The organism is Pseudonocardia cypriaca, assembly GCF_006717045.1.
Lineage (GTDB): Bacteria > Actinomycetota > Actinomycetes > Mycobacteriales > Pseudonocardiaceae > Pseudonocardia > Pseudonocardia cypriaca.
In genome coordinates, this window is record NZ_VFPH01000001.1 from 2,084,611 (window position 1) to 2,110,952 (window position 26,342).

Sequence of the window (26,342 nt, forward strand, 5' to 3'; positions counted from 1 at the left end):
GCTGGACCGAGACCGGGACGAGACCTAGCGTCTCCCTGGATGGCCCGGACCCCCGGGGACGGACCCGAGCTTGACTGGAAGGTGCGCCCTTATGACGCCCCCGCACAACTACCTGGCCGTGATAAAGGTCGTCGGCATCGGTGGCGGCGGCGTCAACGCCGTCAACCGCATGATCGAGGTCGGCCTGAAGGGCGTCGAGTTCATCGCGGTGAACACGGACGCGCAGGCCCTCCTGATGTCCGACGCCGACGTGAAGCTCGACATCGGGCGGGAGCTGACCCGCGGCCTTGGCGCGGGCGCCAACCCCGAGGTCGGGCGCAAGGCCGCCGAGGACCACCGCGAGGAGATCGAGGAGGTCCTCAAGGGGGCCGACATGGTCTTCGTCACCGCCGGCGAGGGCGGTGGCACCGGCACCGGCGGCGCGCCCGTCGTCGCCTCGATCGCGCGGAAGCTCGGCGCGCTCACGATCGGCGTCGTCACCCGGCCGTTCACGTTCGAGGGGCGCCGCCGGGCGGGGCAGGCCGAGGAGGGCATCACCTCCCTGCGCAACGAGTGCGACACGCTCATCGTGATTCCGAACGACCGGCTGCTGCAGCTCGGCGACGTGGGTGTCTCGCTGATGGACGCCTTCCGCTCGGCCGACGAGGTGCTGCTGTCCGGTGTGCAGGGCATCACGAACCTGATCACCACCCCGGGTCTGATCAACCTCGACTTCGCCGACGTCAAGTCCGTCATGTCGGGCGCGGGCAGCGCCCTGATGGGCATCGGGTCCTCCCGCGGGGAGGGGCGCGCCGTGCAGGCCGCCGGCAAGGCGATCAACTCGCCGCTGCTCGAGGCCTCGATGGACGGGGCGCAGGGCGTGCTGCTGTCGATCGCGGGTGGGTCGGACCTCGGCCTCTTCGAGATCAACGAGGCCGCCTCGCTCGTACAGGAGGCGGCGCACCCCGAGGCCAACATCATCTTCGGCACGGTGATCGACGACTCCCTCGGCGACGAGGTGCGGGTCACCGTCATCGCCGCGGGCTTCGAGGCGGGCGGGCCGACGCACAAGAAGCTCGAGCCCACCGCGTTCAAGTCGCAGGAGAAGACGTCCCCCGGGGTGATCGCCGCCGGCGTGAGCGGCACCACGGCGTCCGCCGCCGGCAACGGCTCGGCGCCCGCCGCCGCCCCGAGCGCGCCCGCCGCCCCGCCCCCCACGGTGCCCGGCAGCCAGCCGAGCCCGCCGCCGTCGAGCCCGCCGCCGTCGGCGTCGGTCCCGAACGGCAACGGTGCCCAGAACGGCGCGGGGCACGCCGCCGGCAACGGTTCGGCAGCCGCACAGTCCACGCCGTACACCAGCGGACGTGGCGCGGCCACGGGCCAGCCGGCCCACCCGACCGCCCCGAACCAGGCAGGCACCCTCCCGCCCGCCACCCCGCCCGCGGCCGGTGGCACCGGGTACACGCCCCTGCAGCGCCAACCGGACGCCCCGCGCCGGGAGGCCGCGTACGAGCAGCCGGTGCCCGAGCCCCAGCGCCCGCACGTGTCGGAACGCTCCTCGGCTCCCCTCTACACGCAGCCGGTCGACGTCACCGACCTCGACGACGACGTGGACGTTCCGCCGTTCATGAAGCGGTGAGTCCTCGCGTCCGGCGGGTGGTGAGCACCCGGGCCGGCGGCCGCTCGCGCGGCGACTTCGCCTCGTTCAACCTCTCCGCGCTCGTCGGGGACGACCCGGCGGCGGTCGCCGCGAACCGGGCGCGGCTGCGTCGCGAGCTCGGGGTGCCGGTCGTGTTCCTCGAGCAGGTGCACGGCACCCGGGTGGCCACGATCGACACGGTGCCCGCCCCCGACGCCCCGGACGTGCCCGGCACGGACGCCGTCGTCACCGCCCTTCCAGGGGTGGGCATCGCCGTGCTGGCCGCCGACTGCGTCCCGGTGCTGCTGGCCGACCCCGTCGCCGGGGTCGTCGGGGCCGCCCACGCGGGCCGGGTCGGCGCCGCTGCGGGGGTGCTGCCGGCCACCGTGGCCGCCATGGAGGCGCTCGGCGCGCGGCGGGACGCGGTCGAGGTGCTGCTCGGCCCCGCGATCTGCGGCGGCTGCTACGAAGTGCCGGCCGCGATGCGCGCGGAGGTGGACGCCCGCCTCCCCGGCAGCGCCGTGCGCACCCGGCGGGGAACGCCGGGACTCGACCTGCGCGCCGGGCTCTACCACCAGCTCACGGAGCTGGGCGTCGCCCGCATCGGCGGCGACCCGCGCTGCACGCGCGAGACCCCCGAGCTGTACAGCCACCGCCGGGACCCGCGCAGCGGCCGCCAGGCGGCGATCACCTGGCTCGACCCCCGCTGAGACAGCCCCCTTTCCCGACGAACGGCTCGCTGGTCGGTACCTATCCGACGAACGCGCCGTTCGTCGGAACGGGGCCGTTCGCTCCCCGGCGTGGCGCGGAGGGTTCGATGGTGCGCGTGGATCGACGTGAGGAGCTTGCGCGGCGGCTCGCCGCTGTCCGGGAGCGGATCGAGGCGGCGTGCGTCGCCGCCGGCCGGGACCCGGCCTCGGTGGAACTGCTCGCGGTGACCAAGACGGTGCCCGCCGAGGACGTCGCGACGCTGCTGGATCTCGGCCTCACCGCCTTCGGGGAGAACCGCGTGCAGGAGGCCGGGGAGAAGGTCGCCGCCGTTGCCGCGCTGCGTCCGGAGGCACATCCGCGGTGGCATTTCGTCGGGAGCCTGCAGCGGAACAAGGCCAGGTCCGTGGTGCGCTGGGCCGATCGGGTGGAGTCTGTGGATTCGACCCGGCTCGCGGACGCATTGGATGCGGCCGTACGGCGCGAACGAGAGACCGGTGGGCGCACCGATCGGTTACCGATTCTGCTGCAGTACAGCGTGGACGGTGACCCACTGCGAGGAGGCGTGCCCCGACCGGACCTGTTCCCGCTCGCCGAACACGTCGCCACGTGCGCCGGGCTGCACCTCGCCGGGCTGATGGCGGTGGCCCCGCTCGGGGCCGATCCGGACTCCGCGTTCGCGGACGTCGCCGAAGCCGCGTCCGCGCTCCGTGATCGGTTTCCGCAGGCCACGGTCCTCTCGGCCGGCATGAGCGGCGATCTGGAGGCCGCGATCCGGCACGGATCGGGTGTCGTGCGTGTCGGAACGGCTCTTGTGGGGGAACGACCGTTAACCTCGCGGTGATCGTCGGTCGCTGGGGGCAGTGACCGGCCGTCGGGGCAGTCGATGATGGGAGCGCGGATGGGCGCGATGTACCGGCTCAAGGCCTACTTCGGCATGGTGCCCGCCGAGGAGCTGGGCGAGTACGCCGACGAACCGCTCGCGGACCGCTATGCCGAGCCCCGCCGCTCACCCCGCGACTACGCCAACGACCGCTGGGACGACCGCTTCTCCTACGAGGACGAGTCCGACCCCGGCCGGCGCGACCGCTACGACGACGAGTGGGACCGCCGCCCGGCCCGTCCGGTCGCGGTCGACCGCACGCCCGGCCGTGGCCCGACCGGGGTGGCCTCCCCGGTTCGCGGCGCGCTCGCCATGGAGCCTGACCTGCAGGAACCGCTCCGGTCGGTCGCCCCGGTGCCGGCCGCCGTTCCCGAGCAGCGTGATCGCCCCGCGACGGGCGCGGCCGCGCTGAGCCGCATCACCACGCTGCAGCCCCGCAGCTACCGGGACGCGCGCACGATCGGCGAGCGGTACCGCAGCGGCGTTCCGGTGATCATGAACCTGACCGAGCTCGAGGCCGCGGAGGCCAAGCGGCTCGTCGACTTCGCAGCGGGGCTCGTGTTCGCCCTCCACGGCGGGTTCGACAAGGTCACCAACAGGGTCTTCCTGCTCACACCCGCCGACGTCGAGGTGTCTGCCGACGACGCGCGGATGCTCGCCCAGCGGAGCGTCTCCGGAGGCGTCTCCGACGCGGATCGCGGCTTCCGGGCGGAGTAGGAACACCCCGCGCAGCTAGGATCGGCGCCGTGTCCCTCGCCATCCAGTTCGTCCTCTACTACCTGCTGTTCTTCTTCTGGCTCCTGCTCGTGAGCCGCATCGTGGTGGAGCTCGTGCGCAGCTTCGCGCGCCAGTGGGTGCCGGTGGGTCCCAGCGCCGTCGCCCTCGAACTGATCTTCACGGCAACCGACCCGCCTGTGAAGTTGTTGCGGAGAGTGATCCCCGTCCTCCGGATTGGCGGCGTGGGACTGGACCTGTCGATTATGGTTCTACTGCTGGTGGTGTTCATACTGATGAACGTTGCCCAGCCGACGCCGTTGTGAGCCCCAGTCACACGGTGCCGCCGCCGAGGACTGCATGAGGTGATCCGATGCCGCTGACGCCCGCCGACGTCCACAACGTCGCGTTCAGCAAGCCCCCGATCGGGAAGCGGGGGTACAACGAGGACGAGGTCGACGCGTTCCTGGACCTGGTCGAGGCCGAGCTGGCTCGCCTGATCGAGGAGAACGAGGACCTGCGCGAGCAGGTCTCTCAGCTCGACCAGCGTCTCGGGAACGCACAGGCCGATCTGGAAGAGGCCCGCTCGCGGCCTGCTGCGATGGGCGCGGTCTCCCCGCCAACGCAGCAGATCCAGCGGCCCGAGCCACCACGCTCGATGGGGGTGGCGCTCGATTCCGAGGGCGGCGACCACCACGTGCAGGTGGCGAAGGTCCTGAGCATGGCCCAGGAGATGGCCGAGCGGCTCACCGCCGAGGCCAAGTCCGAGGCCGACGCGATGCTCAGCGACGCCCGCACCAAGTCGGAGCAGCTGCTCTCCGAGGCGCGCAGCAAGTCGGATGCGCTCGTCAACGACGCCCGCGCGCGGGCCGAGACGATGCTCAACGACGCGCGCACCAGGGCCGACACCCTGGAGAGGCAGTCGCGCGACAAGGCCGCCACGCTGGTCGGTGACGCCGAGCGCAAGCAGGCCGAGATCATCGGCACGATCACGCGCGACAAGTCCGTGCTCGAGAAGAAGATCGACGAGCTGCGGACGTTCGAGCGCGAGTACCGAACCCGGCTCAAGACGTACCTGGAGTCGCAGCTGCGCGACCTCGGGGAACGCGGCTCCGCGGCGCCGTCCGACAGCCGGTCCAGCTCGAACGGCGGATACGCCTCCACCGGCTACGGCCAGCGCGCCGACGCCGGGAGCTGACCTCGACCGACCCGGGTGGGTGCGGCCCAAGAGATGTGCCGCACCTCCGCAAGACGGAGTGAGACGTGCTGCTGCTGGTCCTGATCCTCGTTCTGATCGCCTTCGGCCTGCTGGTGGTGGCGCTGCTGTCCGGCAGCGTCCTGTGGGCGTGGGTGTCCGTCGGTGTGAGCGTTGCCGCCGCTGCGGTCCTGCTCATCGACTGGCTGCAGCGGCGGAGCGCAGTCCGGGCCGGCGCCGAGGCGGCCGCTGCGCCCGTCACGGAGCTCCCGCGCACCCGCAGCCACGACCCGGAGCCGGTCACAGAGGTGCTCCCGGTCATCCCGAGGTCGGCCGATACACCTGGTCGCACCGCCGCGGGAGCGACCGGTGAGCGGTACGACGACGCGTCGGACACCACGAAGACCGTCGTGATGCCCGTCGTGCAACCGTCCGCCTCTGCGGAACAACCGTCCAGCGCTTCTCGGGAGAACGCCCGGTCGAGCGCTGATTCGTCACTCAGCGTGACAAAATCGGGTTCTCCGGCTACCGCCGACACCCCATCGACGGGTGCGGGCGAGGAGGCGTCCGCCGGGGACGACGCGGGCCCGTCGACGGCCGCGCCGACGACGGCCGCGCCCACGACGGGCGAGCCCGCCGCGGCCGAGCCGAGCGCGTCCGTGCCTCCCACGGTGTCGCCCGGTGCACCGCCCACCGAGGCGGTCACCAACGGCCGCGTCGACGGGCCGGCAGGCGACAGCCCCACCACGGTGGCGCCCGCCGCCCGCGAGCCCGAGGGCGTCTCCCGAGGGACCGACGCTGCCGGTACCTCCGGCGAGGAGCCGGCCGAGGACGAGCCGGCAGCCCCGGTGTCCGAGGCCCCGGACGCCGGTGTCGAGCCGGCGGGAGCCGTGGAGCCGGCGGAGAGTGCGCCCGCGACGCAGGGTTCCGACACCGCGGCCGCGCCCGTTGCCACGAACGGCACCGCCGCCGAGGACGGCGCCGCGGATGCCGCGGCGGCCCCTGCGGGTGATGCAGAGCCGCCGGAGGAGCAGCGCGACCCCGCGGCAGCTGCGGTCGTCGCCGGGCTGGAGAACGAGGTGCTGGTCGTCGACGAGCAGCCGCGCTACCACCTGAGCAGCTGCCGTGCCCTCACCGGGAAGGCCACGATCCCGTTGCCGGCCCGCGAGGCCGTCGAGCTGGGCTTCACCCCGTGCGCCTGGTGCAGCCCCGTCCGCACCCTCGCCGCCCAGGAGACCGCCACCAGGTAGGCGGGCCCGGCGGAATACCGGGTGGCGCCCGGGCGCTACCCTTGCTCGTACAGGCACCGATCCGGCCATCACCGGGGAGCCTCCGGAAGAAACGCCCCCACGGGGCGGAGTAGAACCGGACGGGAGCGGCCCGTCACAGCCGTCGAACGAGAGGCCGTCCCGTCACGGGGCGGCAAGCGGGGTGGTACCGCGGCGCTCGCGAGAGCGTCGTCCCCGTGCAGGCAGCACCACCGGCCACGCACGAGGAGCACCACCACGATGAGCGAGCTTGCGAACGAACCGTCGGCGCAGCGCGACCGCTACCCGTCGGTTCCCGCGCACCCGTCCTTCCCGGCGCTCGAGCGGGAGGTCCTGGACTTCTGGGAGCGCGACGACACGTTCCGCGCCTCGGTCGACGCCCGGCCCACCGGCGACAACGGCAGCAACGAGTTCGTCTTCTACGACGGTCCGCCGTTCGCCAACGGTCTGCCGCACTACGGGCACCTGCTCACCGGCTACGTCAAGGACGTCGTGCCGCGCTACCAGACCATGCGTGGCAAGCACGTCGAGCGCCGGTTCGGCTGGGACACCCACGGCCTGCCCGCCGAGGTCGAGGCAGAGCACCAGCTCGGGCTGAAGAGCAAGGCCGAGATCGACGCGATGGGCGTGGCCGCGTTCAACGACGCCTGCCGCTCGTCCGTGCTGCGCTACACCGGGGAGTGGCGCGACTACGTCACCCGCCAGGCCCGCTGGGTCGACTTCGACAACGACTACAAGACGCTCGACCTGGACTACATGGAAAGCGTCATGTGGGCGTTCAAGACCCTTTGGGACAAGGGTCTGGTCTACCAGGGCTTCCGCGTCCTCTGGTACTGCTGGCACGACGGCACGCCGCTGTCGGCCACCGAGACCAAGATGGACGACGTCTACGTCGACCGGCAGGACCCGGCCGTCACCGTCGGGCTGCGGCTGCGGGCCGACGGCTCGGACCTCGACGGCGCGCTCGCGCTGATCTGGACCACCACGCCCTGGACGCTGCCGTCCAACCTCGCGATGGCCGTGCACCCCGAGGTGGAGTACGCACTGGTCGCGGCGAACGGGGAGCGGTACGTCCTCGCCTCCGCCCGCGTCGCCGCGTACGCCCGCGAGCTGGGCGAAGAGCCGGACGTCCTGCGCACCTTCCCCGGCACCGAGCTGCTCGGGCTGTCCTACACCCCGCCGTTCGACTTCTTCACCGGCTGGGAGAACGCCCACCGGGTGCTCGCCGCCGACTACGTCACCACCGAGGACGGCACCGGGCTCGTGCACATCGCGCCCGCGTTCGGTGAGGAGGACAAGCTCGTCACCGACGCAGCGGGCATCGCGGTCGTCGTGCCGGTGGACAGCAAGGGCGAGTTCGACGAGCGAGTGCCCCCGTACGCCGGCATGCAGGTGTTCGACGCGAACCCGCACATCATCGCCGACCTCAAGCGCGGCGCCCCGCACGCGAAGGGCGTGCTGCTGCGCCACGAGACCTACGACCACCCGTACCCGCACTGCTGGCGCTGCGGCAACCCGCTGATCCAGCGCGCGGTGGACTCCTGGTTCGTGAAGGTCACGGAGTTCCGGGACCGCATGGTGGAGCTGAACGAGCAGATCACCTGGGTGCCGGGGCACATCAAGGACGGCCAGTTCGGCAAGTGGCTGGAGAACGCGATCGACTGGTCGATCTCCCGCAACCGCTACTGGGGCTCGCCGATCCCGGTGTGGACGAGCGACGACCCGCAGTACCCGCGCACCGACGTGTACGGCTCGCTCGATGAGCTGGAGCGCGACTTCGGCGTGCGGCCGACTGACCTGCACCGCCCGCACATCGACGAGCTGACCCGCCCCAACCCGGACGACCCGACCGGGAAGTCCACGATGCGCCGGGTGCCGGAGGTGCTCGACTGCTGGTTCGAGTCCGGCTCGATGCCGTTCGCGCAGGTGCACTACCCGTTCGAGAACCGCGAGTGGTTCGAGCACCACTACCCGGGCGACTTCATCGTCGAGTACAACGGGCAGACCCGCGGCTGGTTCTACACGCTGCACGTGCTGGCCACGGCGCTGTTCGACCGGCCGTCGTTCCGCTCCTGCGTCGCCCACGGGATCGTGCTGGGTGACGACGGGCAGAAGATGTCCAAGTCGCGCAAGAACTACCCGGACGTCAACGAGGTGTTCTCCCGGGACGGCTCCGACGCCATGCGCTGGTTCCTCATGGCTTCGCCGATCCTGCGCGGTGGCAACCTCGTCGTCACCGAGCAGGGCATCCGGGAGGGTGTCCGCCAGGCGCTCCTGCCGCTGTGGAACACCTGGTACTTCCTGTCGCTCTACGCCGGGCGGCGTGGGGTGCGGCGCACCGACTCGCCGCACGTCCTCGACCGGTACATCCTCGCCCGCACCGCGGCGCTCGTCGACGAGCTGACGGCGGCGCTCGACGTCTACGACGTCGCGGGCGCGTGCGAGCGGGTGCGGGACCACGCCGAGACGCTGACCAACTGGTACGTCCGGCGGTCGCGCGACCGGTTCTGGGCAGGCGACGACGACGCGATCGACACCCTGCACACCGTGCTGGAGGTGACCTGCCGGGTGGCCGCCCCGCTGCTGCCGCTCACGGCGGAGCGGATCTGGCAGGGGCTCACCGGGGAGCGGTCGGTGCACCTGGCGGACTGGCCGTCCTCGGCCGACCTCCCGCACGACGACGCGCTGGTCGCCGCGATGGAACGGGTGCGGCAGGTGGCCTCGGCCGCGCTCTCGCTGCGCAAGGCGCGCGGGCTGCGGGTGCGGCTGCCGCTGGCCCGGCTCACGGTGGCCGCCACCGACGCCGAGTCGCTCGCCCCGTTCGCCGACATCCTGCGCGACGAGGTGAACGTCAAGGACGTCGCGCTGACCACCGACGTCGCCGCCCACGGGCGGTTCGAGGTGGCGGTGAACGCCCGTGCCTGCGGGCCGCGGCTGGGTGGCGACACCCAGAAGGTGATCCGCGCCGTCAAGGCGGGGGAGTGGTCCCGCAACGAGAACGGCACCGTCACCGCGGCCGGGATCGAGCTGCTCGACGGCGAGTTCAGCGAGAAGCTCGTGTCGGCCGACCCGGGCTCGACGACGGCGCTCCCGGGCTCCACCGGTCTCGTCGTGCTCGACACGGCGATCACGCCGGAGCTGGCCGCCGAGGGCACCGCGCGCGACGTCGTGCGGGTGGTGCAGCAGGCCCGCCGCGACGCGGGCCTCGACGTCGCCGACCGGATCGAGCTCACCGTCGACGGCCCGGCCGGCGTGCTCGACGCGGTGCGCGCCCACGAGGCGTTCGTCGCGGGGGAGGTGCTCGCGGTGTCGGTGGCCTACGGCTCCGGGACCGATGGCGCGGCGCCGGAGCCCACCCTGCGCGGCAATGTCGCCGCCCCGGACGGCAAGAGCGTCGAGATCGCCGCTCTGGTCGCCCGCGCCTGATCCGGTCGTCCGCGGCATACTCGTCGGCCATGGGGGGACCGGCGGCGACGCGGTGGGCCGAGCTCCAGGAGGGCCGGGGCATCCCGCCGGAGATCCTCGCGCGGGCGGCCATCGACCCGTGGCACCACGAGGTCGCCTTCTTCGCGCCTCCGGTCGAGCCCGTCGACACGCCGTCGCGCCGGTCCGCGGACGCGCTGCTCCCCGACGGGGGCAGCGTGCTCGACGTCGGCTGCGGCGGTGGCGCGGCGTCGTTCGCGCTCGCCGGCCGCGCCGGTCACCTCACCGGCGCCGACCAGCAGCAGGACATGCTCGACGCGTTCGCCGCCGAGGCCCGGGCCCGCGGCGTGCCCCATCGCACGGTGCTCGGCCGGTGGCCGGACGCCGCACCCGCAGCGGGCACCGCCGACGTGGTGGTCTGCCACCACGTGCTGCACAACGTCGTGGACCTGGTGCCGTTCCTCGAGGCGCTCACGGCGGCGGCGCACCGCGGCGTCGTCGTCGAGATGATGGGGCGGCACCCGATGGCCTGGCTCGACCCGCTCTGGGTGCGGTTCCACGACCTGCACCGACCCGACCCCGCGACCACCGACGACGCGGTCGCCGTGCTGCGCGAGATCGGGATCGACCCGGTCGTCCAGCGGTGGGAGCGGGATCTGCCGCCCCGGCAGGACCCGGCGTGGGTCACGCGGCGGCTGTGCCTGCCGGAGAGCGCGGTGCCCGAGGTGGCCGAGGAGCTCGAGCGGCTGGACCGGTCCAGGCAGGCCGCCACCCTCTCCTGGACGGTGGCCTGACCGGTCAGCGGGTGGGGCGGACGGTCACGTCGCCGCTCACACCGTGGAGACGCAGGGTGCGGGTGGAGGCCGGGTCGAGGGGTACGAGCACGCGTTCCTCGCCGGACCGGGTGTCCGCTTCGACCCGGTAGGTCGTGTCGCCCGGCACGGCCACGTCGACCTCGCCATCGCGCGCGGTGACCTCGACCGACCGCGGGGGCACCAGCAGCTCCAGCTGGACGTCACCGTTGACGGACTCGGCCAGCAGCACCTCGCCGCGCAGGGCCTCACCCCGGATCTCGCCCGTGCGCGAGCGCAGGTCCAGCGGGCCGGTCAGGTCGACCACCGTGATGTCGCCGTCGGACCGGTCGACCGTCAGCGGTCCGGTCAGCCGGCTCGCGGTGACGTCGCCGTCGGAGCCGTCGATCACGACGTGGAACGCGGGCGGGACCTGGACCTGGTGCCGCACGTCGCACCGGACGGCGAGGAACTCCCGGCAGCCGGCGCCGAGGCGGACGCCCACCGCCGTGGACTCCTGCACGATCTCGGGTTCGCCGAGCCCGTGCCGGACGACCGTGCGCACGTGGACCCGCCCGTCGGCGCTGGGGCCGATCGTCACGTCGCCGTCGGCGTCGATCAGCAGCCGGCCGGTGACCGGCGGGAAGACGTTCGTCCGTTCGACGGTGCTGGTGACGATCTCGGACAGCAGCGCGAACGCGCCGGCGCCGCAGGCCAGCAGGACCGCGAGCACGGCGGCGGCCACCACCACCGGGTTCGCCTTCGCGGGCGCGGGGGTGCTCACCGGTCAGTCCTCCAGGTACTTGAGCACGGCGAGCACACGCCGGTGGTCGGTGGGCGCCGCGGGAAGTGCGAGCTTGCCGAAGATCCCGCTGATGTGCTTCTCGACAGCGCCCTCGCCGACGACGAGCTCCGCGGCGATCCCGGCGTTGGAGCGGCCTTCCGCCATCAGGGCGAGTACGTCGCGCTCGCGGCGGGTGAGCGCGGCCAGCGGCGCGGCCCGCCGGGAGCGGGCGAAGATCTGCGAGACGACCTCGGGGTCGAGCGCGGTGCCGCCCGCCCGGACGCGGTGCAGGGCCTCGACGAACGTCTCGACGTCGGCGACGCGGTCCTTCAGCAGGTAGCCGACGCCGCGGGTGTCACCGGCGAGCAGCTCGGTGGCGTAGCGCTCCTCGACGTACTGCGACAGCACGAGCACCGCCACCTCCGGCCACCGGTTCCGGATCACCAGCGCCGCCCGCAGCCCCTCGTCGGAGTGGGTGGGCGGCATCCGGACGTCGGCGAGGACCACGTCGGGCCGGTCGGCGGCGACCGACCGCAGGAGCGCCTCGCCGTCGCCGACGGCGTCCGCGATCTCGAACCCGGCCTCGGTGAGCAGCCGCGAGAGCCCTTCCCGCAGCAGCACCGAGTCCTCGGCGACGGTGACGCGCGCAGCGGTCATCGGGTGCGTCCCGTCGCAGCGACCGGGAGCTCGACCGTGAGCACGGTGGGCCCGCCGACGGGGGAGTCGACGCGCAGCTGGCCGTCGACCCCGGACACCCGGTCGGCGAGGCCGCGCAGCCCGGTGCCGCGGTCGGGGTCTGCGCCGCCCACGCCGTCGTCGGTCACCGTGATCCACATCGGTCCACCGCGCTCCCGCCGCACGGCGACCGAGGCGTGGGCGGCCCGGGAGTGGCGCGCGACGTTCGTGAGCGCCTCGGCGACCACGAAGTAGCCGATCGCCTCCACCGTGGAGCTCGGCCGTTCGTCGATCTCGACGGTGAGCAGCACCGGGACGGGGCAACGGACGGCGATGGCCGAGAGCGCCGCGTCGAGCCCGCGGTCGGTGAGCACCGGGGGGTGCAGGCCGCGGATGAGCCCGCGCAGCTCGGTAACGGCGTCCTTGGCCTGCTGGTGGGCGTCGTCGAGCAGCTCGCCGACGGCCGCCGGGTCCTGCTTGTACCGCGCCTTCGCGCGGCCGAGGGTCATCCCGAGCGCGACGAGCCGCTGCTGGGTGCCGTCGTGCAGGTCGCGCTCCAGCTTGCGCCGCTCCGCCTCCCCGGCGTCGACGACCCGGGCACGGCTGCGCTCCAGCTCGTCCACCCGGCGGGCGAGCGCCTCGGGCACGGGCCCGAGCAGGGTGCGGGCGAGTGCGATGTCCGCGGCGGCGAGCCCGTGCAGCACGGCGGGGGCGGCGAGCAGCAGGACGAGGCCCAGGCCGGCGAGCAGGGACCGCCCGGCAGCGGTGTCGACGAAGGGGATCCCGTAGGTGACCGTGCCGTCGTCCGGGACCGCGACGGCGAGCAGCGGCGTCGCCAGCAACGCCAGCGCACCGGACAGCAGCGCGTACGTGATCCCGCTCGTGAGCACGCCGATCGGCGCGGCGATCAGCTGGTGGGCGGCTCGGCGGCGCACCCCGGGGTCGCGCAGCAGGGCGCCGCCGTAGCGCAGCGGGTTGGGCTGGAACGCAGGCAGCGGCTCCGGGTCGATGTCGACGCCGAGCAGGACGCGGTAGCGCGCGCGTTCCAGGCGCGCCAGGCCCGCGCTCACCCACGCGGTGACGATCCACACCGGCACCCCGAGGAGCGCGAGTGGAAGCAGCACGACGCTGAAGAACAGCCCCAGCCCCAGCACGAACGCGGACGCGAGACCCATCACGGCGTCGAGCAGCAGGTGCGCGGCCGCGAGCCAGGTGGACGGCGCAGCCAGGGCGCGCAGCGGGTCGCGGTGCGACGGGCGTGCCGCCGGAGCGCCCTCCACGGGCGACGCGATGACCATGTGAGCAGGCTAGGGAGCAGTGGTGGGGGACACCATCCTGCAAGTCCCCGCACTGGGGTGGGGCTAGCCCCTCCCCGCCCGCCCCGGGGTTCGCGGTGCGGAGATCGGCCGGCGGGTGGGTGCACCGGAACTCCGGGGCACCGCGGGTATTCGCCGTCCCCCGGTTGGGCGGGTTGCGGCAGGGCCTGCGACCTGCGCCGATACCGTGTAGCGGGGGCGGAGGTGGGCATGGCGAGCCTGGAGGTGGCGCTCGGCGTAGCGGCCGCCGTCGTGCTGCTAGGCGTGTTCGCCGTGCGGGTCTCGACCTGGCTCGGGCTGCCCTCGCTGCTGGTCTACCTGGCGATCGGGGTCCTGCTCGGCGAGTCCGTTCTCGGCATCCAGTTCTCCGACGCGCGGCTCACCGAGTCGATCGGGCTCGCCGCGCTGGTGCTGATCCTCGCCGAGGGCGGGCTCACCACCCGCTGGACGGCCGTGCGCCCGGCGCTCGGTGTGGGTATCGCGCTCTCGACGGTGGGGGTGGCCGTCAGCATCGGGGTGATCGCGTCGGGCCTGCACCTGCTGCTGGGGCTGGACTGGCGCGCGGCGTTCCTCTGGGGCGCGGTGCTGTCCTCCACCGACGCGGCAGCGGTGTTCTCGGTGCTGCGCGGCGTCGGGGTGTCCTCGCGGCTGGCCGGGATGCTGGAACTGGAGTCCGGCGCCAACGACGCGCCCGTCGTGCTCACGGTGGTCCTGCTGGCATCGGGTGACCCGATCACCTGGCTCACCCCGTTGCTCGTGGTCTACGAGCTGGGTGCCGGGGGTGTCCTCGGTGCGCTGTTCGGGTTCGCCGGGGCGTGGGCGCTGCGGCGCGCCGCGCTTCCGGCCACCGGCCTGTACCCGCTCGCGGCGCTCGCCGTCTGCGTCCTCGCCTACTCGACGGGGCAGCTCGCCCACGCGTCCGGCCTGCTCGCCGTGTACGTCGCGGCGCTGGTGCTGGGAAATGCCGACCTCCCGCACCGCGGTGACGTCCGCTCGTTCGCAGAGGGGATGGGCTGGCTCGCCCAGATCGGGCTGTTCGTGCTGCTCGGGCTCTTCGTGTCGCCGCCCCGGCTGGTCGACGCGATCGTGCCGGCACTCGTCGCGGGCGTGGTGCTCATCGTCGCCGCGCGACCGCTCTCGGTGCTGGCGTCCGCCGGGCCGTTCCGGCTGGACTGGCGCGACCAGGTGTTCCTCTCGTGGGCCGGGCTCCGTGGAGCGGTGCCCATCGTGTTCGCGCTGGTCGCGTTCATCGAGGGCGCGCCGAGCGGGCGGGCGTTGGTGGACGTCGTGTTCGTGCTGGTCGTGGGGCTCACCCTGCTGCAGGGCACCACGCTCCCGTGGGTGGCGCGGCGGCTGCGGGTGTCGCGGGAGGCGGAGCCGCGGGAGCTCTCCGTGGACGCCGCCCCGCTCGACCAGCTCTCCGCCGACCTGCTGCAGATCAAGGTGCCGGTCGGCTCGCAGCTGCGCGGGGTGTACCTGCGCGAGCTGCGGCTGCCCCGCGGCGCCGTGGTCAGCCTCGTCGTGCGGAACGGTCATGGCTTCACCCCCACCGACGACACCCGGCTGCGCGAGCGCGACCAGCTGCTCGTCGTCACCACGGCGAAGGCGCGGAAGGCCGCCGAGGACCGGATCCGGGCCGTCGACCAGCGCGGACGCCTCGCGCGCTGGCACGCCGGGCGGGAGGCGAGCGACGGTAGGGGATGATGGGGGCGTGAGTGAGCACGCGAGTCAGCGATCAGAGCCGGGCGAGGCGCAGGCGGACCCGGCCGGGCCCAAGGTCCGGGTGCTGTCGCTGATCGCCGTGGCCGTGCTCGCACTCGACATCGTCACGAAGGTGGTCGCGGTCGCTCAGCTCGAGGACCGCGCGCCGGTGGAGATCCTCGGCGGCCTGGTCTACCTGCAGCTCGTGCGCAACCCGGGCGCCGCGTTCTCCCTCGCCACCGGCTACACGTGGGTGCTCACGATCGTGGCGATCGCCGTGGTCGTGGTGATCGTGCGCGTGGCGCGCCGGCTGCGGTCCACGGGGTGGGCCGTTGCGCTCGGGCTCGTGCTCGGCGGCGCGCTGGGCAACCTGACCGACCGCCTGTTCCGCTCGCCCGGCCCGCTGCACGGGCACGTCGTCGACATCGTCTCGCTGCTGGCCCCGGACGGACGGGTCTGGCCGGTGTTCAACCTCGCCGACTCCTCGATCGTCTCCGGCGGTGCGCTGCTCGTGCTGCTCGCCCTGCTCGGGAGGGAGCTCGACGGCACGCGCAGCGCCTCGAAACAGCCCGGCCGCAAGCAGGCGGGGAAGGGCGAGCCGGCCGGTGAGTGAGACCCGCCAGCTCCCGGTGCCCGACGGCCTCGACGGCATGCGCGTCGACGCCGGCCTGTCCCGGCTGCTCGGCCTGTCCCGCACGGCGGTGGCCGCGCTCACCGAGGACGGTCGCATCGCGGTCGACGGCCGCGCGGCCGGGAAGTCCGACCGGCTGACCGCGGGCGCGTGGCTCGAGGTGCAGCTGCCCGACCCCGAGCCGGTCACGCCCATCACCGGGCCCGAGGAGGTGGTCGCAGGGCTCACCGTGCTGCACGCCGACGACGAGATCGTCGTCGTCGACAAGCCGGTCGGCGTCGCGGCCCACGCGAGCCCCGGGTGGACCGGCCCCACCGTGCTGGGCGGGCTCGCCGCGCTCGGCTACCGCGTCTCCACCTCGGGTGCCGCGGAGCGGCAGGGGATCGTGCACCGCCTCGACGTCGGCACCACCGGGGTGATGGTCGTCGCCGCAGCCGAGCACGCGTACACGGTGCTGAAGCGCGCGTTCAAGGAGCGCACGGTCGACAAGCGCTACCACGCGGTGGCCCAGGGGCACCCCGATCCCTCCAGCGGCACCATCGACGCCCCCATCGACCGGCACCCGCGCCACGACTACAAGTTCGCCGTGGTGGCGGGCGGCAAGCCCAGCGTCACCCACTACGACACCATCGAGGCCTTCCGCGCGGCGTCCCTCCTGGACGTGCGGCTGGAGACCGGGCGCACCCACCAGATCCGCGTGCACCTCGCCGCGCTGCGCCACCCGTGCGTCGGCGACATCACCTACGGGGCCGACCCCGTTCTCGCGAAGCGGCTCGGGCTGGCGCGGCAGTGGCTGCACGCCCGCTCACTGGGTTTCGAGCACCCGGCGGACGGCCGCTGGGTGGAGTTCACCAGCCCGTACCCGGCGGACCTCGAGCGGGCGCTGGAGCTGCTGCGCGACTGAGCGCGTGGGCCGGCGGCCCGGATGGGGATCCGGGTCCGCCTGCGGGGACCCGCTGCCACCGTCGTCCGCCGCACGCCCGACACTGGGAAAACACCACCGGGGGAGGGGGTGCGGCGTGACCGGGCGGGCGAGAGCCGGCGTGCTGCTGGCGTGCGCGGCCGTCGTGCTGCTCGCCGCGTGGTACGCCGGGACGCAGTTCCCGGCCTCCGCCCCGGCGCCCGCACCCGGGTCGATCCGCCTCGGCCCGGAGCCGGGGGAGGACGTGGCCGCCTACCTGCACCGGGTGCCCGGGGAGCTACCCGCACCGGGGACGACGGCGCTCGCGCTCGTCCAGTTCGCCGCGGAGCTACCGGATCCGGCCGCCGTTGTGGCCGTCGCGGGCACCACCCCCGTGACGGTGGTGCTGCGGGTGCCGATGCCGCGCGTGCAGACGGCGCTGCGGTTCGAGCCCCTCGAGCAGGGCATGCCGGTGCCGGCCGCCCTCGACGCCGCGCGGCGGCGCGCCCAGCAGCAGGCGGCCACCGACGCGCAGCGGCAGGCCGGGCGGGCGGCCGAGGTGGCGGCCGCGGAGGCGAGGGCGCTCGCCGACCCGTCCGCGCCGTGCGTCCTCGCGCTGGTCGTGCAGGCGGAGCGGTCGGGCCTGGACGCGGTGGCCGCGCGACCGGACGTGCGCGCCGTGCACGCGGCGCCGGCCGGGGCCACCGCCCGGGAGCTGGCCGTCGCCCCGCTGCTGCCCGGACAGGTGCAGCGCGCCGACCCGCTGCCCGACGACGGGCCGGTCCCGTCATGACGAGGAGTGGGCCGGACGGGCGAGTGGGGGATTACCCCCGTAGGGACTCGGTGGAGTTCCTGATGTCCGTCTCAGAGGTCGGCTGGCACGGTATGCCCATGACGTCGACCGGGGGGAGCGGGCGGGATTCCGCCGGAGTGGCGTGGGCGGGGGAGTCGATCGTGACTGCGGCCGTGATCGTCGCGCTCCTCCCCCTCGGGTTCCTGCACCTGAGCAGCATCGGTTCGCTCGACCCGCTCACGGCCGTGATCAGCGACTACGTCTTCCAGCCGGGCGGCTACGCGCTGCTCGGCGCCGCCGCGATCGGCCTGGCGGTGGCCTGCGTGGCGCTCGCCACCGGCCTGCAACGCGCAGGCCTGCCCTCGGCGCGGGTACCTGCACGGCTCTTCCTGAGCGCGGCGGTGGCGCTCGTGCTCGTGGCGCTCTTCCCGACCCACACCCCCGGCACCACCCCGGGGTTGGTCTCCACCGTGCACCGCATCGCGGGTGGCTGGGTGTTCGCGGTTCTGCCGCTCGCCGCGTTGCTGGTTGCGGTGCACGCCCGCACGGTGCCGGCGTGGCAGCCCGCAGCCGTGCCGCTGACCTGGGCGGCCGTGATCGCGGCCGTGATCAGCACCTTCTTTCTGCTGAATCATGTTCCGATCGTTATCGCCGGTTCACCGTTTTTTCCCTTCCTCGGTGGGGTGCAGCGTGTTCTCTGTGCAGCGGTGATAGTGGTTCTGGTGATGACGGCCCGGGCGACCCGGCTCGCGGCTGAGCGCGTCCTCGAACCGGTGCCCGTGTCCCCGAGCCTGCGGGGTGCCGCATGATCAGGATGATCGGCGAGCTCGCCGGACCCGGCGTCGCCATCGTGCTCGCCCTCCTCGGGGCCGCCTGCTTCGCAGGCGCCGCGGTGCTCCAGCACGGCGCCGTCACCGCCGGATCGCGCCGGGACGACGACGACCGGCCCGGCAAGGTGCTGTCGCTGCGCGGCCTGCGCGACATCACCCGCCGTCCGGGCTGGCTGGCCGGTCTCGCCCTCGCCGGAGGGGGATCGGTGCTGCACGCCACGGCGCTGGTGCTGGCGCCCCTCTCGGTCGTGCAGCCGCTCGGCGTGCTGGCCGTCCCGATCGCGGTGCTGCTCACCGCGATGCGCACCGACCGGAGGCCCGCACCCGGGGTGGTCGTCGGGGTGCTGCTCACGATCGCCGGGGTCGCCGTGTTCGTCGGCGGGGCGGCCGGCACCGCCGTCAGCTCACCCCCGCCCGACCAGGCCACCCTGATCGCCAGCCTCGTCGTCGCAGGCGCCGTCCTCGCCCTCGCCGGGCTGGGCCTCGCCCGCTCCGGCTGGATCCGCTGCGTCGCCTGCGCCACTGCGGGGGCGGCCGCGTTCGGCCTGGTGTCGGCGCTCGTGCGGGCGGTGTCGCAGTCGGTCATCGCGGGGGACGTCGGGCCGCTCGAGCTCCCGGTGCTCGCCGCCGTGGCCGGGATCGCCACCGCGGTGCTCGTCGGCGGGTGGCTCGTGCAGCAGGCGTTCGCGTCCGGCCCACCCGAGGTCGTCATCGCCTGCCTGACCGTCGTCGACCCGATCGTCGCCGTGCTGCTCGGCGCCGTGCTCCTCGGCGAGGGCGTCGCCACGCCTGCCGAGACCTGGGTGCTGCTGGCGGGCGCGGCGATCACGGCGACCGCGGGCGTGATCGCGCTCGCCCGCCACCACCCCGACGCGGCGGCCGCGCGCGCCGCCCGCATCGGACCCGGGGCCGCGGCAGCGCCGCAGCCGGTCCCACCTCCCCAACCATCCCCGCCGGACGCGCAGCCGCGCCCGGCCGATCCCGTGCACCGCCGGTGATCCCCAGCGCCGGTATCTTCCATCCCGAGAGGACACATCCCGTGAAGCCGCTTCGGATCCTGGTCGGCGCGGAGACCTACCCGCCCGACGTGAACGGCGCCGCGCGCTTCGTCGAGCGCCTCGCCACCGGGCTCGTCGGGCGTGGACACGAGGTCCACGTCGTCGCCCCGTCACCCACCGGACCGCCGTCCCGCGAGACCCGCGACGGCGTCGTCGTCCACGGCGTGCGCTCGCACCGCTACTACCAGCACGACGGCTTCCAGGTCTGCATGCCGTGGGAGGCGTTCCCCGCCACCTACGCGCTGATGGACGAGATCGACCCCGATGTCGTGCACACCAACGCCCACATGGTCGTCGGGCGCGGCGTCGTCAGGGCCGCGCACCGCACCGGGCGCCCGCTCGTCGCCACCAACCACCTCATGCCGGAGAACCTGATCGGCTACAGCCCGATCCCGCGGCCGCTGCGGCACGCCTTCCACGCATGGGCGTGGCGCGACCTCGGCCGGGTCTTCGGCAAGGCGCAGGTCGTCACGGCGCCCACCCCGCGCGCGGTGGAGCTGCTCGTGCGGCACGCAGGCCTCGTCGACGCGCTCCCGGTCTCGTGCGGCATCGACGCCGACCGCTACCGCGCCATCCCGCACTCCCCGGGGCCCGTCCCCACGGTCCTGTTCGTCGGCCGCCTCGACCAGGAGAAGCGGGTCGACGAGCTGATCAGGGCGTTCGCCGCCCTGCCGGACGAGGTGCCGGGCCGGCTCGAGATCGTCGGCGACGGCGCGCGTCGCGAGGAGTGGAGCGCGCTCGCGGCCGGGCTCGGCGTGGGCGAGCGGGTGCGCTTCCGCGGGTTCGTCTCCGAGCAGGAGCTGCTCGAGGCCTACGCGGGTGCCGACGTGTTCTGCATGCCTGGCGTCGCCGAGCTGCAGAGCCTCGTCACGCTCGAAGCGATGGCCGCGGGCCTGCCGGTCGTGGCCGCCAACGCGATGGCGCTGCCCCACCTGGTGCGGCCCGGTCGCAACGGCTGGCTCTACACCCCCGGCGACGTGCAGGAGCTCACCACTCGGCTCGGCGCCCTGCTGGGCGACGCCGCCATGCGGCGCCGGATGGGTGCCGCGAGCCGGGAGATGGTCGCGGCCCACGGTGCCGAGGCCACCCTCGACCGGTTCGAGGGCATCTACGCCCAGGTGCTCGGCCGCGAGGCGGTGGCGGCGCACCGGGCGGCCTGAGGCGGCGCTCCACGTTCAGGAAAGCCACTTTCATGAACCTGCAGTACAGGAATGTGGCTTTCCTGAACTTCGGGGGTCAGCGGCGGGAGCCCGCCACCCGTTCCAACAGGGCCAGCAGGATCCGGGCCGAGGCCTCCCAGCTGTAGCGCGCCGCCTGCGCCCGCGCGGCCGCCGAACGGTGTTCCCAGACGGCCGGGTCCTGGAGCTCCTTCACCGCCTGTACGAAGCCGTGCACGTCGTCGGGGTCGACGTAGGTCGCCGCGTCGCCGCCGACCTCGCGGAACACCGGGATGTCGCTGACCACGAGCGGCGTGCCGAGCGCCATCGCCTCGACCAGCGGGATGCCGAAGCCCTCGTCGCGGGAGGCGGAGACGAGGGCGGTGGCGCCGCGCAGCACGTCGCGGTAGGTCTCGTCGCTCGCGCCGTCGTGGAAGACGAGGTTCCCGCCCGGCGCGAGCGCGGTGAGCCGGGCGCGCTCGTCCGGGCCGATCCGGCTCATCAGGTGCAGCTCGTGGTTGGGGAGCGCCGGCATCGCGCCCGCCAGGGTGCCCACGTTCTTGTAGGGCATGAACGAGCCCATGTAGACCAGTGCCCCGGTGCGCGGGGCCCGCGGGAGGTCCGGCACCGGGTCGGGCGCGTTCGGCACCACGGTGACGGGGCGGCGGGTCAGCCGGTGCTCGGCGATCGCCGCCGCGGTCGTCTCCGACACCGTGACGACGGCGTCGGCGCGGTTCAGCAGCAGCCGCTGCGGCCACCACGCGAGGTGGAACAGCCGCCACAGCAGGCGGATCGGCAGCGCGAACTCCGGGGGCGGGGTGCGGTTGCGGTAGTAGATGAGGTCGTGCAGCGTGAGGACCAGCGCGTAGTCCCGGCCCCAGCTGCCCATCGTCTGCATCGGGGAGAACACCACGTCGGCCCCGATCCGGCGCACCTGCCGCGCGACGATGGGCTCCAGGACGCTCGTCGGCGCGCTCACCCGGTGCCACGGCAGGTCCGGCAGCGCGGCGAGCTGGCGCTCGTCGCTCACCAGCAGCTCGACGCCCGGGTGGAGCTCGGCGAGCGCGCAGGCCAGGCCGACCGTGTAGCGGCTGATGCCGTCGTGCCGGCCGGTGCGCACGTAGCGGCAGTCGAGCAGGACCCTCATGCCGGCCGCAACGCGGCGAGGAACGACGCGATCTCCCGGGCAACGGCAGCCGGCGCCTCGTAGTGGGCCAGGTGCCCGGTGGCGGGCACCACGGCGAGCCGGGCGTCGGCGAACAGCGCGGCCAGCGCGCGCTGGGCGGGTAGCGGGCCGATGTCGTCGCGCTCGGCCGCCACGAGGAGCGTCGGCACGCCCACCCCTGCCGCCGACTCCGCGACGTCGTGGCGCACCGACGCGTGGAACGCCTCCAGGAGCGTGCGCCGGTCGGCGAACGTGGAGAAGTACCGGTCGTGCTCCGCGTGGATCCAGCGGCGCAGCCCCGCGTCGGGGGTGGTGGCCATGGCGACGCTCGCGATCCGCGTCATGAGGGGATGGCGCAGCAGCCACGTGCCGGCGTTCTCGGGGAGTGCCTCGGCGAGGCGGTGGTAGGCCACCGTGAGCCCGGTCAGGAACCGGCGTGGCCCGGCCAGCGCCGACGCCGCGATCGGGTTGACGAGCACGAGGCCTCGAACGGCAGCGCCGCGGGCGACCGCGGCGGCCGCGATGATCGAGCCGAACGAGTGGCCGGCGAGCACGGCGTCGCCCGCCGGTGCGACGGCGGCGAGCAGGTCGCGCGTCCAGGCGGCGTAGCCGTCGATGTCGTGCCGGTCCGATGGCAGCGGCGGCGACGCCCCGAACCCGGGCAGGTCGGGCACGACGACCTGCGCGCCTTCGAGGTGGGCGACGATCGGCTCGAGGCCGTGGTGGTCCCCCCGCAGGCCGTGGACGAACACGATCCGGTGCGGGGCGTCGTCCGGCCCGTAGACCCACAGCTGCGTGCGCCCGCCCCGCAGCTCGAGCGACTCGGCACGGACGGGAACCCGCGCGACGAGGTCGGTGTAGGGGGAGGTGTCGGGGGCCATCGCAGGGGAGTCTAGTGAGCCTCGCGCACCCGCTTTGCGCTCCCGCGCCCGGTCGACCGGTGGCGTCGGCGGACAACGGGTGCGCCGGGCGGCGGAGTCCGGGCGCATGGGCCGACACGCCGTTCGGCGGGGTGAGCAGGAGGTTCGGCGGGGCCGGGACCGGGTTCTCGGAACTGTCGGGGGCCAGAGCTAGATTGAGCCGTCCCCAGCACCCTCGCCGCCCGGCGGCGGAGGTCAGGTTCTGCATGTTCGCGCGCCGCCCGAGGCGGCGCCAGGAGGGAGCTCCCCACCCCATGGCGGCCAGCAGCACCGACAGCTTCGTGCACCTGCACACCCACACCGAGTTCTCGATGCTCGACGGGGCGGCGCGGCTGGACGACCTGTTCAAAGAGGCCGCGCGGATGGAGATGCCGGCCCTGGCCATGACCGACCACGGCAACGTGTACGGGGCCTACGAGTTCTGGCGCAAGGCCAACGCCAACGGCGTCAAGCCGATCATCGGGATGGAGGGCTACCTCTCGCCGGGCTCCCGGCACGAGCGCAAGCGCGCCACGCTGGGTGGCCAGCAGGTCAGCGACGACAACCCGGGTGAGATGTACACCCACATGACGCTGCTGGCCGAGAACACCGAGGGGATGCACAACCTCTTCCGGCTCTCGTCGCTGGCCTCGCTCGAGGGCTACTACTACAAGCCCCGCATGGACCGGGAGCTGCTGGAGACCTACGGCAAGGGGATCATCGCCACCACCGGTTGCCCGTCCGGTGAGGTGCAGCGGCTGCTGCAGCAGGGCCGCTTCGACGACGCCTGCCAGGCGGCGAGCGACTACCGCGACATCTTCGGCAAGGACAACTTCTTCTGCGAGCTGATGGACCACGGCATCGCGATCGAGAAGCAGGTCCAGAAGGACCTCTTCGAGCTCAAGAAGAAGCTCGACCTGCCGGGGCTGGCCACCAACGACCTGCACTACACCTACGCCGAGGACGCCCGGCCGCACGAGGTGCTGCTGTGCGTGCAGACCGGCAAGACCCTCGCCGACCCCGGCCGGTTCAAGTTCGACGCGCAGGACTTCTACCTCAAGTCGGCCGCCGAGATGCGCGCCCAGTGGGACCCGCAGTTCCCCGAGGCCTGCGACAACACGCTGCTGGTCGCCGAGCGGGTCGACGTCACGTTCACCGAGGGCCAGGACCTCATGCCGCGCGCCCCCGTCCCCGAGGGGGAGACGGAGGAGAGCTGGCTGGTCAAGGAGGTCGAGCGCGGCCTCCACATGCGGTTCCCGAACGGCATCACCGAGCGGTACCGCAAGCAGGCCGAGTACGAGGTCGGCGTCATCATCCAGATGGGCTTCCCCGGCTACTTCCTCGTGGTGGCCGACCTCATCCAGCACGCCAAGTCCGTCGGCATCCGGTGCGGCCCCGGCCGTGGCTCGGCGGCAGGCTCCCTGGTCGCGTACGTACTCGGGATCACCGACCTCGACCCGATCGAGCACAAGCTGATCTTCGAGCGGTTCCTCAACCCCGAGCGCATCTCGATGCCCGACATCGACATGGACTTCGACGAACGTCGGCGCGGCGAGATGATCCGCTACACGACGGAGAAGTACGGCGAGGACCGGATCGCGCAGATCATCACCTACTCCACGATCAAGGCGAAGGCCGCGATCAAGGACTCGGCGCGGGTGCTCTACGGCCAGCCGGGCTACGCGGTGGCCGACCGCATCTCGAAGGCGATGCCGCCGGCCGTCATGGGCAAGGACATCCCGCTCTCGGGCGTCTTCGACCCGTCCCACAAGCGCTACTCGGAGGCCACCGAGGTCCGGGCGCTCTACGAGGCCGACCCGCAGGTCAAGGAGATCATCGACACCGCGCGGGGCCTGGAGGGCCTCAAGCGGCAGTGGGGCGTGCACGCGGCCGGCGTGATCATGTCGAGCAAGCCGCTGATCGACGTCATCCCGATCCAGCGCCGCGAGGCCGACGGCGCCATCATCACGCAGTTCGACATGGGCGCCTGCGAGACGCTCGGGCTGCTGAAGATGGACTTCCTCGGCCTGCGCAACCTCACGATCATCGACGACGCGCTGGAGAACATCGAGCTCAACGGCAAGCCGAAGCTCGAGATCGAGTCCGTCCCGCTCGACGACCCGAAGACCTACGAGCTGCTCGGCCGCGGCGACACGCTCGGGGTGTTCCAGCTGGACGGCGGGCCGATGCGCGACCTGCTGCGGCGCATGGCCCCCACCGAGTTCGACGACATCTCCGCCGTCGGCGCGCTGTACCGGCCGGGCCCGATGGGCGCCAACGCCCACAACGACTACGCCGACCGCAAGAACGGCCGGCAAGAGGTCACTCCGATCCACCCGGAGCTGGCCGAACCGCTCAAGGACATCCTCGGCGAGACCTACGGCCTGATCGTCTACCAGGAACAGGTCATGGCGATCGCCCAGAAGCTCGCGGGCTACACGCTCGGCAAGGCCGACCTGCTGCGCCGCGCCATGGGCAAGAAGAAGAAGGAGATCCTCGACAAGGAGTACGAGGGTTTCGCCCAGGGCATGAAGGACCACGGCTACTCGGCCGCCGCGGTCAAGACGCTGTGGGACATCCTGCTGCCGTTCTCCGACTACGCGTTCAACCGCGCCCACTCGGCGGCGTACGGGCTGGTCTCGTACTGGACCGCCTACCTCAAGGCCAACTACCCGGCCGAGTACATGGCCGCGGTGCTCACGTCCGTCCGCGACGACAAGGACAAGGCCGCCGTCTACCTGGCCGAGTGCCGGCGGATGGGCATCACCGTGCTGCCGCCGGACGTCAACGACTCGGTGCGCAACTTCGCGCCGGTCGGCGCCGACATCCGGTTCGGCCTGGGCGGCATCCGCAACGTCGGCGAGAACGTCGTCGACGCCATCGTCGCGGCGCGGAAGGAGAAGGGGACCTACACCGACTTCTCCGATTTCCTGCGCAAGGTCGACGCGGTCGTCTGCAACAAGAAGGTCATCGAGTCGCTGATCAAGGCCGGGGCGTTCGACTCGCTCGGTCACCCGCGCAAGGGCCTGCTGCTGGTGCACGCCGACGCCATCGACGCGGTGATGACCACCAAGAAGGCCGCCTCGATGGGGCAGTTCGACCTGTTCGGGTCGATGGACGGCTCGGGTCCGTCGGAGCTCGACGCCGTGTTCGACGTGAAGGTGCCCGACGACGAGTGGGACAAGAAGCACCGGTTGGCCGTCGAGCGGGAGATGTTGGGGCTCTACGTGTCCGGCCACCCGCTGCAGGGGCTGGAGCAGGTGCTGCTGTCCAAGTCCGACATGTCGATCTCGGCGATCCTGGAAGGTGCCTCCGACGGCCGCATCGCCGACGGCCACCAGGTCACGATCGGCGGCATCCTCACCGGCGTGAACCGGCGGGTGAACAAGAACGGCGAGCCGTGGGCGTCGGCGCAGCTGGAGGACCTCGCCGGTGGCATCGAGGTGCTGTTCTTCCCGCGCACCTACCAGGTGGTCGGCGTCGACGTGGCCGAGGACGCGATCGTGCTGGTCAAGGCGAGGGTCAACAAGCGCGACGACCGCGTCTCGCTGATCGTGGCCGACCTCGCGGTCCCCGACCTCTCGGCGGGCGCCGGGGGCGCGGGTGCCCCGGTGAAGGTCAGCATCCGCACCGAGCTGGTCACCCCGCAGCGGGTGTCGAAGCTCAAGGAGGTCCTCTCGCACCACCCGGGCACGTCCGAGGTGCACCTCAACCTCGTCTACGGCAGCAAGACCACCACGTGGAAGCTCGACGACGGGCTCAAGGTCACCCACTCGTCGGCGCTGATGGGCGACCTCAAGGCACTGCTGGGGCCGGGCTGCCTGGGCTGATC

At 73.2% G+C, this 26,342-nt stretch carries 22 protein-coding genes; 17 read left to right on the forward strand and 5 right to left on the reverse strand.

The genetic code is table 11. The features are described 5' to 3' along the window. Window positions 1-91 precede the first annotated feature (91 nt). The 9 genes from ftsZ (at window position 92) to FB388_RS09910 (ending at window position 10,603) form a co-directional block, all read left to right on the forward strand. The gene (gene ftsZ, locus FB388_RS09870) at window positions 92-1,618 is read left to right on the forward strand and encodes a cell division protein FtsZ (protein ID WP_142099624.1); all 1,527 of its coding nucleotides are present in this window, start codon (window positions 92-94) and stop codon (window positions 1,616-1,618) included. Between the two features lie 17 nt (window positions 1,619-1,635). Next, window positions 1,636-2,328 (forward strand): peptidoglycan editing factor PgeF, encoded by a 693-nt coding sequence (gene pgeF, locus FB388_RS09875; protein WP_425468537.1) that lies wholly within the window; start codon window positions 1,636-1,638, stop codon window positions 2,326-2,328. A 107-nt stretch (window positions 2,329-2,435) separates the two neighbouring features. Continuing rightward, window positions 2,436-3,170, forward strand: coding sequence for a YggS family pyridoxal phosphate-dependent enzyme (locus tag FB388_RS09880; RefSeq protein WP_142099626.1), 735 nt, complete (start codon window positions 2,436-2,438; stop codon window positions 3,168-3,170). Window positions 3,171-3,227: 57 nt separating this feature from the next. Further along, window positions 3,228-3,926 carry a cell division protein SepF gene (locus FB388_RS09885; RefSeq protein ID WP_142099628.1) on the forward strand — a complete coding sequence of 233 codons (699 nt, stop codon included), beginning with the start codon at window positions 3,228-3,230 and terminating at the stop codon, window positions 3,924-3,926. Window positions 3,927-3,955: 29 nt separating this feature from the next. Next, window positions 3,956-4,249: a YggT family protein gene (locus FB388_RS09890; protein ID WP_142099630.1), complete on the forward strand. Its 294-nt coding sequence runs from the start codon at window positions 3,956-3,958 to the stop codon at window positions 4,247-4,249. Window positions 4,250-4,296: 47 nt separating this feature from the next. Further along, window positions 4,297-5,121: a DivIVA-like cell division protein Wag31 gene (wag31, locus tag FB388_RS09895; RefSeq protein WP_142099632.1), complete on the forward strand. Its 825-nt coding sequence runs from the start codon at window positions 4,297-4,299 to the stop codon at window positions 5,119-5,121. Between the two features lie 65 nt (window positions 5,122-5,186). Next, window positions 5,187-6,368 carry a hypothetical protein gene (locus FB388_RS09900; protein WP_142099634.1) on the forward strand — a complete coding sequence of 394 codons (1,182 nt, stop codon included), beginning with the start codon at window positions 5,187-5,189 and terminating at the stop codon, window positions 6,366-6,368. 258 nt (window positions 6,369-6,626) lie between these two features. Then, window positions 6,627-9,812 carry an isoleucine--tRNA ligase gene (gene ileS, locus FB388_RS09905; protein WP_142099636.1) on the forward strand — a complete coding sequence of 1,062 codons (3,186 nt, stop codon included), beginning with the start codon at window positions 6,627-6,629 and terminating at the stop codon, window positions 9,810-9,812. 29 nt (window positions 9,813-9,841) lie between these two features. After that, entirely contained in the window at window positions 9,842-10,603 is a 762-nt protein-coding gene (locus tag FB388_RS09910; protein WP_142099638.1) for a class I SAM-dependent methyltransferase, read from the forward strand. Window positions 10,604-10,607: 4 nt separating this feature from the next. Here FB388_RS09910 and FB388_RS09915 read toward each other — a convergent pair whose 3' ends face one another. From FB388_RS09915 to FB388_RS09925, 3 genes are read right to left on the reverse strand one after another with little or no spacing between them, the layout of a single operon-like run. Then, the gene (locus FB388_RS09915) at window positions 10,608-11,384 is read right to left on the reverse strand and encodes a DUF4097 family beta strand repeat-containing protein (RefSeq protein ID WP_142099640.1); all 777 of its coding nucleotides are present in this window, start codon (window positions 11,382-11,384) and stop codon (window positions 10,608-10,610) included. A 3-nt stretch (window positions 11,385-11,387) separates the two neighbouring features. Further along, the gene (locus FB388_RS09920) at window positions 11,388-12,041 is read right to left on the reverse strand and encodes a response regulator (RefSeq protein ID WP_142099643.1); all 654 of its coding nucleotides are present in this window, start codon (window positions 12,039-12,041) and stop codon (window positions 11,388-11,390) included. Further along, window positions 12,038-13,357: a sensor histidine kinase gene (locus tag FB388_RS09925; protein WP_142099645.1), complete on the reverse strand. Its 1,320-nt coding sequence runs from the start codon at window positions 13,355-13,357 to the stop codon at window positions 12,038-12,040. Before FB388_RS09925 ends, FB388_RS09920 begins: the two co-directional genes overlap by 4 nt. Window positions 13,358-13,585: 228 nt before the next feature. On the opposite strand from FB388_RS09925, the gene FB388_RS09930 reads away from it, so the two are divergent. From FB388_RS09930 to FB388_RS09960, 7 genes are all read left to right on the forward strand, one after another. Then, entirely contained in the window at window positions 13,586-15,079 is a 1,494-nt protein-coding gene (locus FB388_RS09930; protein WP_142099647.1) for a potassium/proton antiporter, read from the forward strand. 7 nt (window positions 15,080-15,086) lie between these two features. Beyond that, a complete protein-coding gene (gene lspA / locus FB388_RS09935) occupies window positions 15,087-15,689 on the forward strand; it encodes a signal peptidase II (RefSeq protein ID WP_142099649.1) in 603 nt (200 codons plus the stop codon). A 37-nt stretch (window positions 15,690-15,726) separates the two neighbouring features. Continuing rightward, the gene (locus tag FB388_RS09940) at window positions 15,727-16,611 is read left to right on the forward strand and encodes an RluA family pseudouridine synthase (RefSeq protein ID WP_142102849.1); all 885 of its coding nucleotides are present in this window, start codon (window positions 15,727-15,729) and stop codon (window positions 16,609-16,611) included. A gap of 115 nt (window positions 16,612-16,726) precedes the next feature. Further along, on the forward strand, window positions 16,727-17,401 hold the full coding sequence (locus FB388_RS09945) for a hypothetical protein (RefSeq protein WP_142099651.1): 675 nt from the start codon (window positions 16,727-16,729) through the stop codon (window positions 17,399-17,401). 98 nt (window positions 17,402-17,499) lie between these two features. Next, window positions 17,500-18,210 (forward strand): DUF998 domain-containing protein, encoded by a 711-nt coding sequence (locus FB388_RS09950; RefSeq protein ID WP_170225550.1) that lies wholly within the window; start codon window positions 17,500-17,502, stop codon window positions 18,208-18,210. Then, window positions 18,207-19,229 (forward strand): DMT family protein, encoded by a 1,023-nt coding sequence (locus tag FB388_RS09955; RefSeq protein WP_142099655.1) that lies wholly within the window; start codon window positions 18,207-18,209, stop codon window positions 19,227-19,229. The genes FB388_RS09950 and FB388_RS09955 overlap by 4 nt, the downstream gene beginning before the upstream one ends. A 41-nt stretch (window positions 19,230-19,270) precedes the next feature. After that, window positions 19,271-20,449, forward strand: a complete 1,179-nt coding sequence (locus FB388_RS09960) for a glycosyltransferase (RefSeq protein WP_211361841.1) — start codon at window positions 19,271-19,273, stop codon at window positions 20,447-20,449. Window positions 20,450-20,525: 76 nt separating this feature from the next. Here FB388_RS09960 and FB388_RS09965 read toward each other — a convergent pair whose 3' ends face one another. Both FB388_RS09965 and FB388_RS09970 read right to left on the reverse strand, forming a co-directional pair. After that, window positions 20,526-21,593 (reverse strand): glycosyltransferase family 4 protein, encoded by a 1,068-nt coding sequence (locus tag FB388_RS09965; RefSeq protein WP_142099657.1) that lies wholly within the window; start codon window positions 21,591-21,593, stop codon window positions 20,526-20,528. Beyond that, the gene (locus tag FB388_RS09970; protein ID WP_142099659.1) at window positions 21,590-22,492 is read right to left on the reverse strand and encodes an alpha/beta fold hydrolase; all 903 of its coding nucleotides are present in this window, start codon (window positions 22,490-22,492) and stop codon (window positions 21,590-21,592) included. The genes FB388_RS09965 and FB388_RS09970 overlap by 4 nt, the downstream gene beginning before the upstream one ends. A gap of 293 nt (window positions 22,493-22,785) precedes the next feature. On the opposite strand from FB388_RS09970, the gene dnaE reads away from it, so the two are divergent. Then, complete coding sequence (dnaE, locus tag FB388_RS09975) at window positions 22,786-26,340, forward strand: DNA polymerase III subunit alpha (RefSeq protein WP_142099661.1); 3,555 nt, start codon at window positions 22,786-22,788, stop codon at window positions 26,338-26,340. Window positions 26,341-26,342 lie beyond the last annotated feature (2 nt).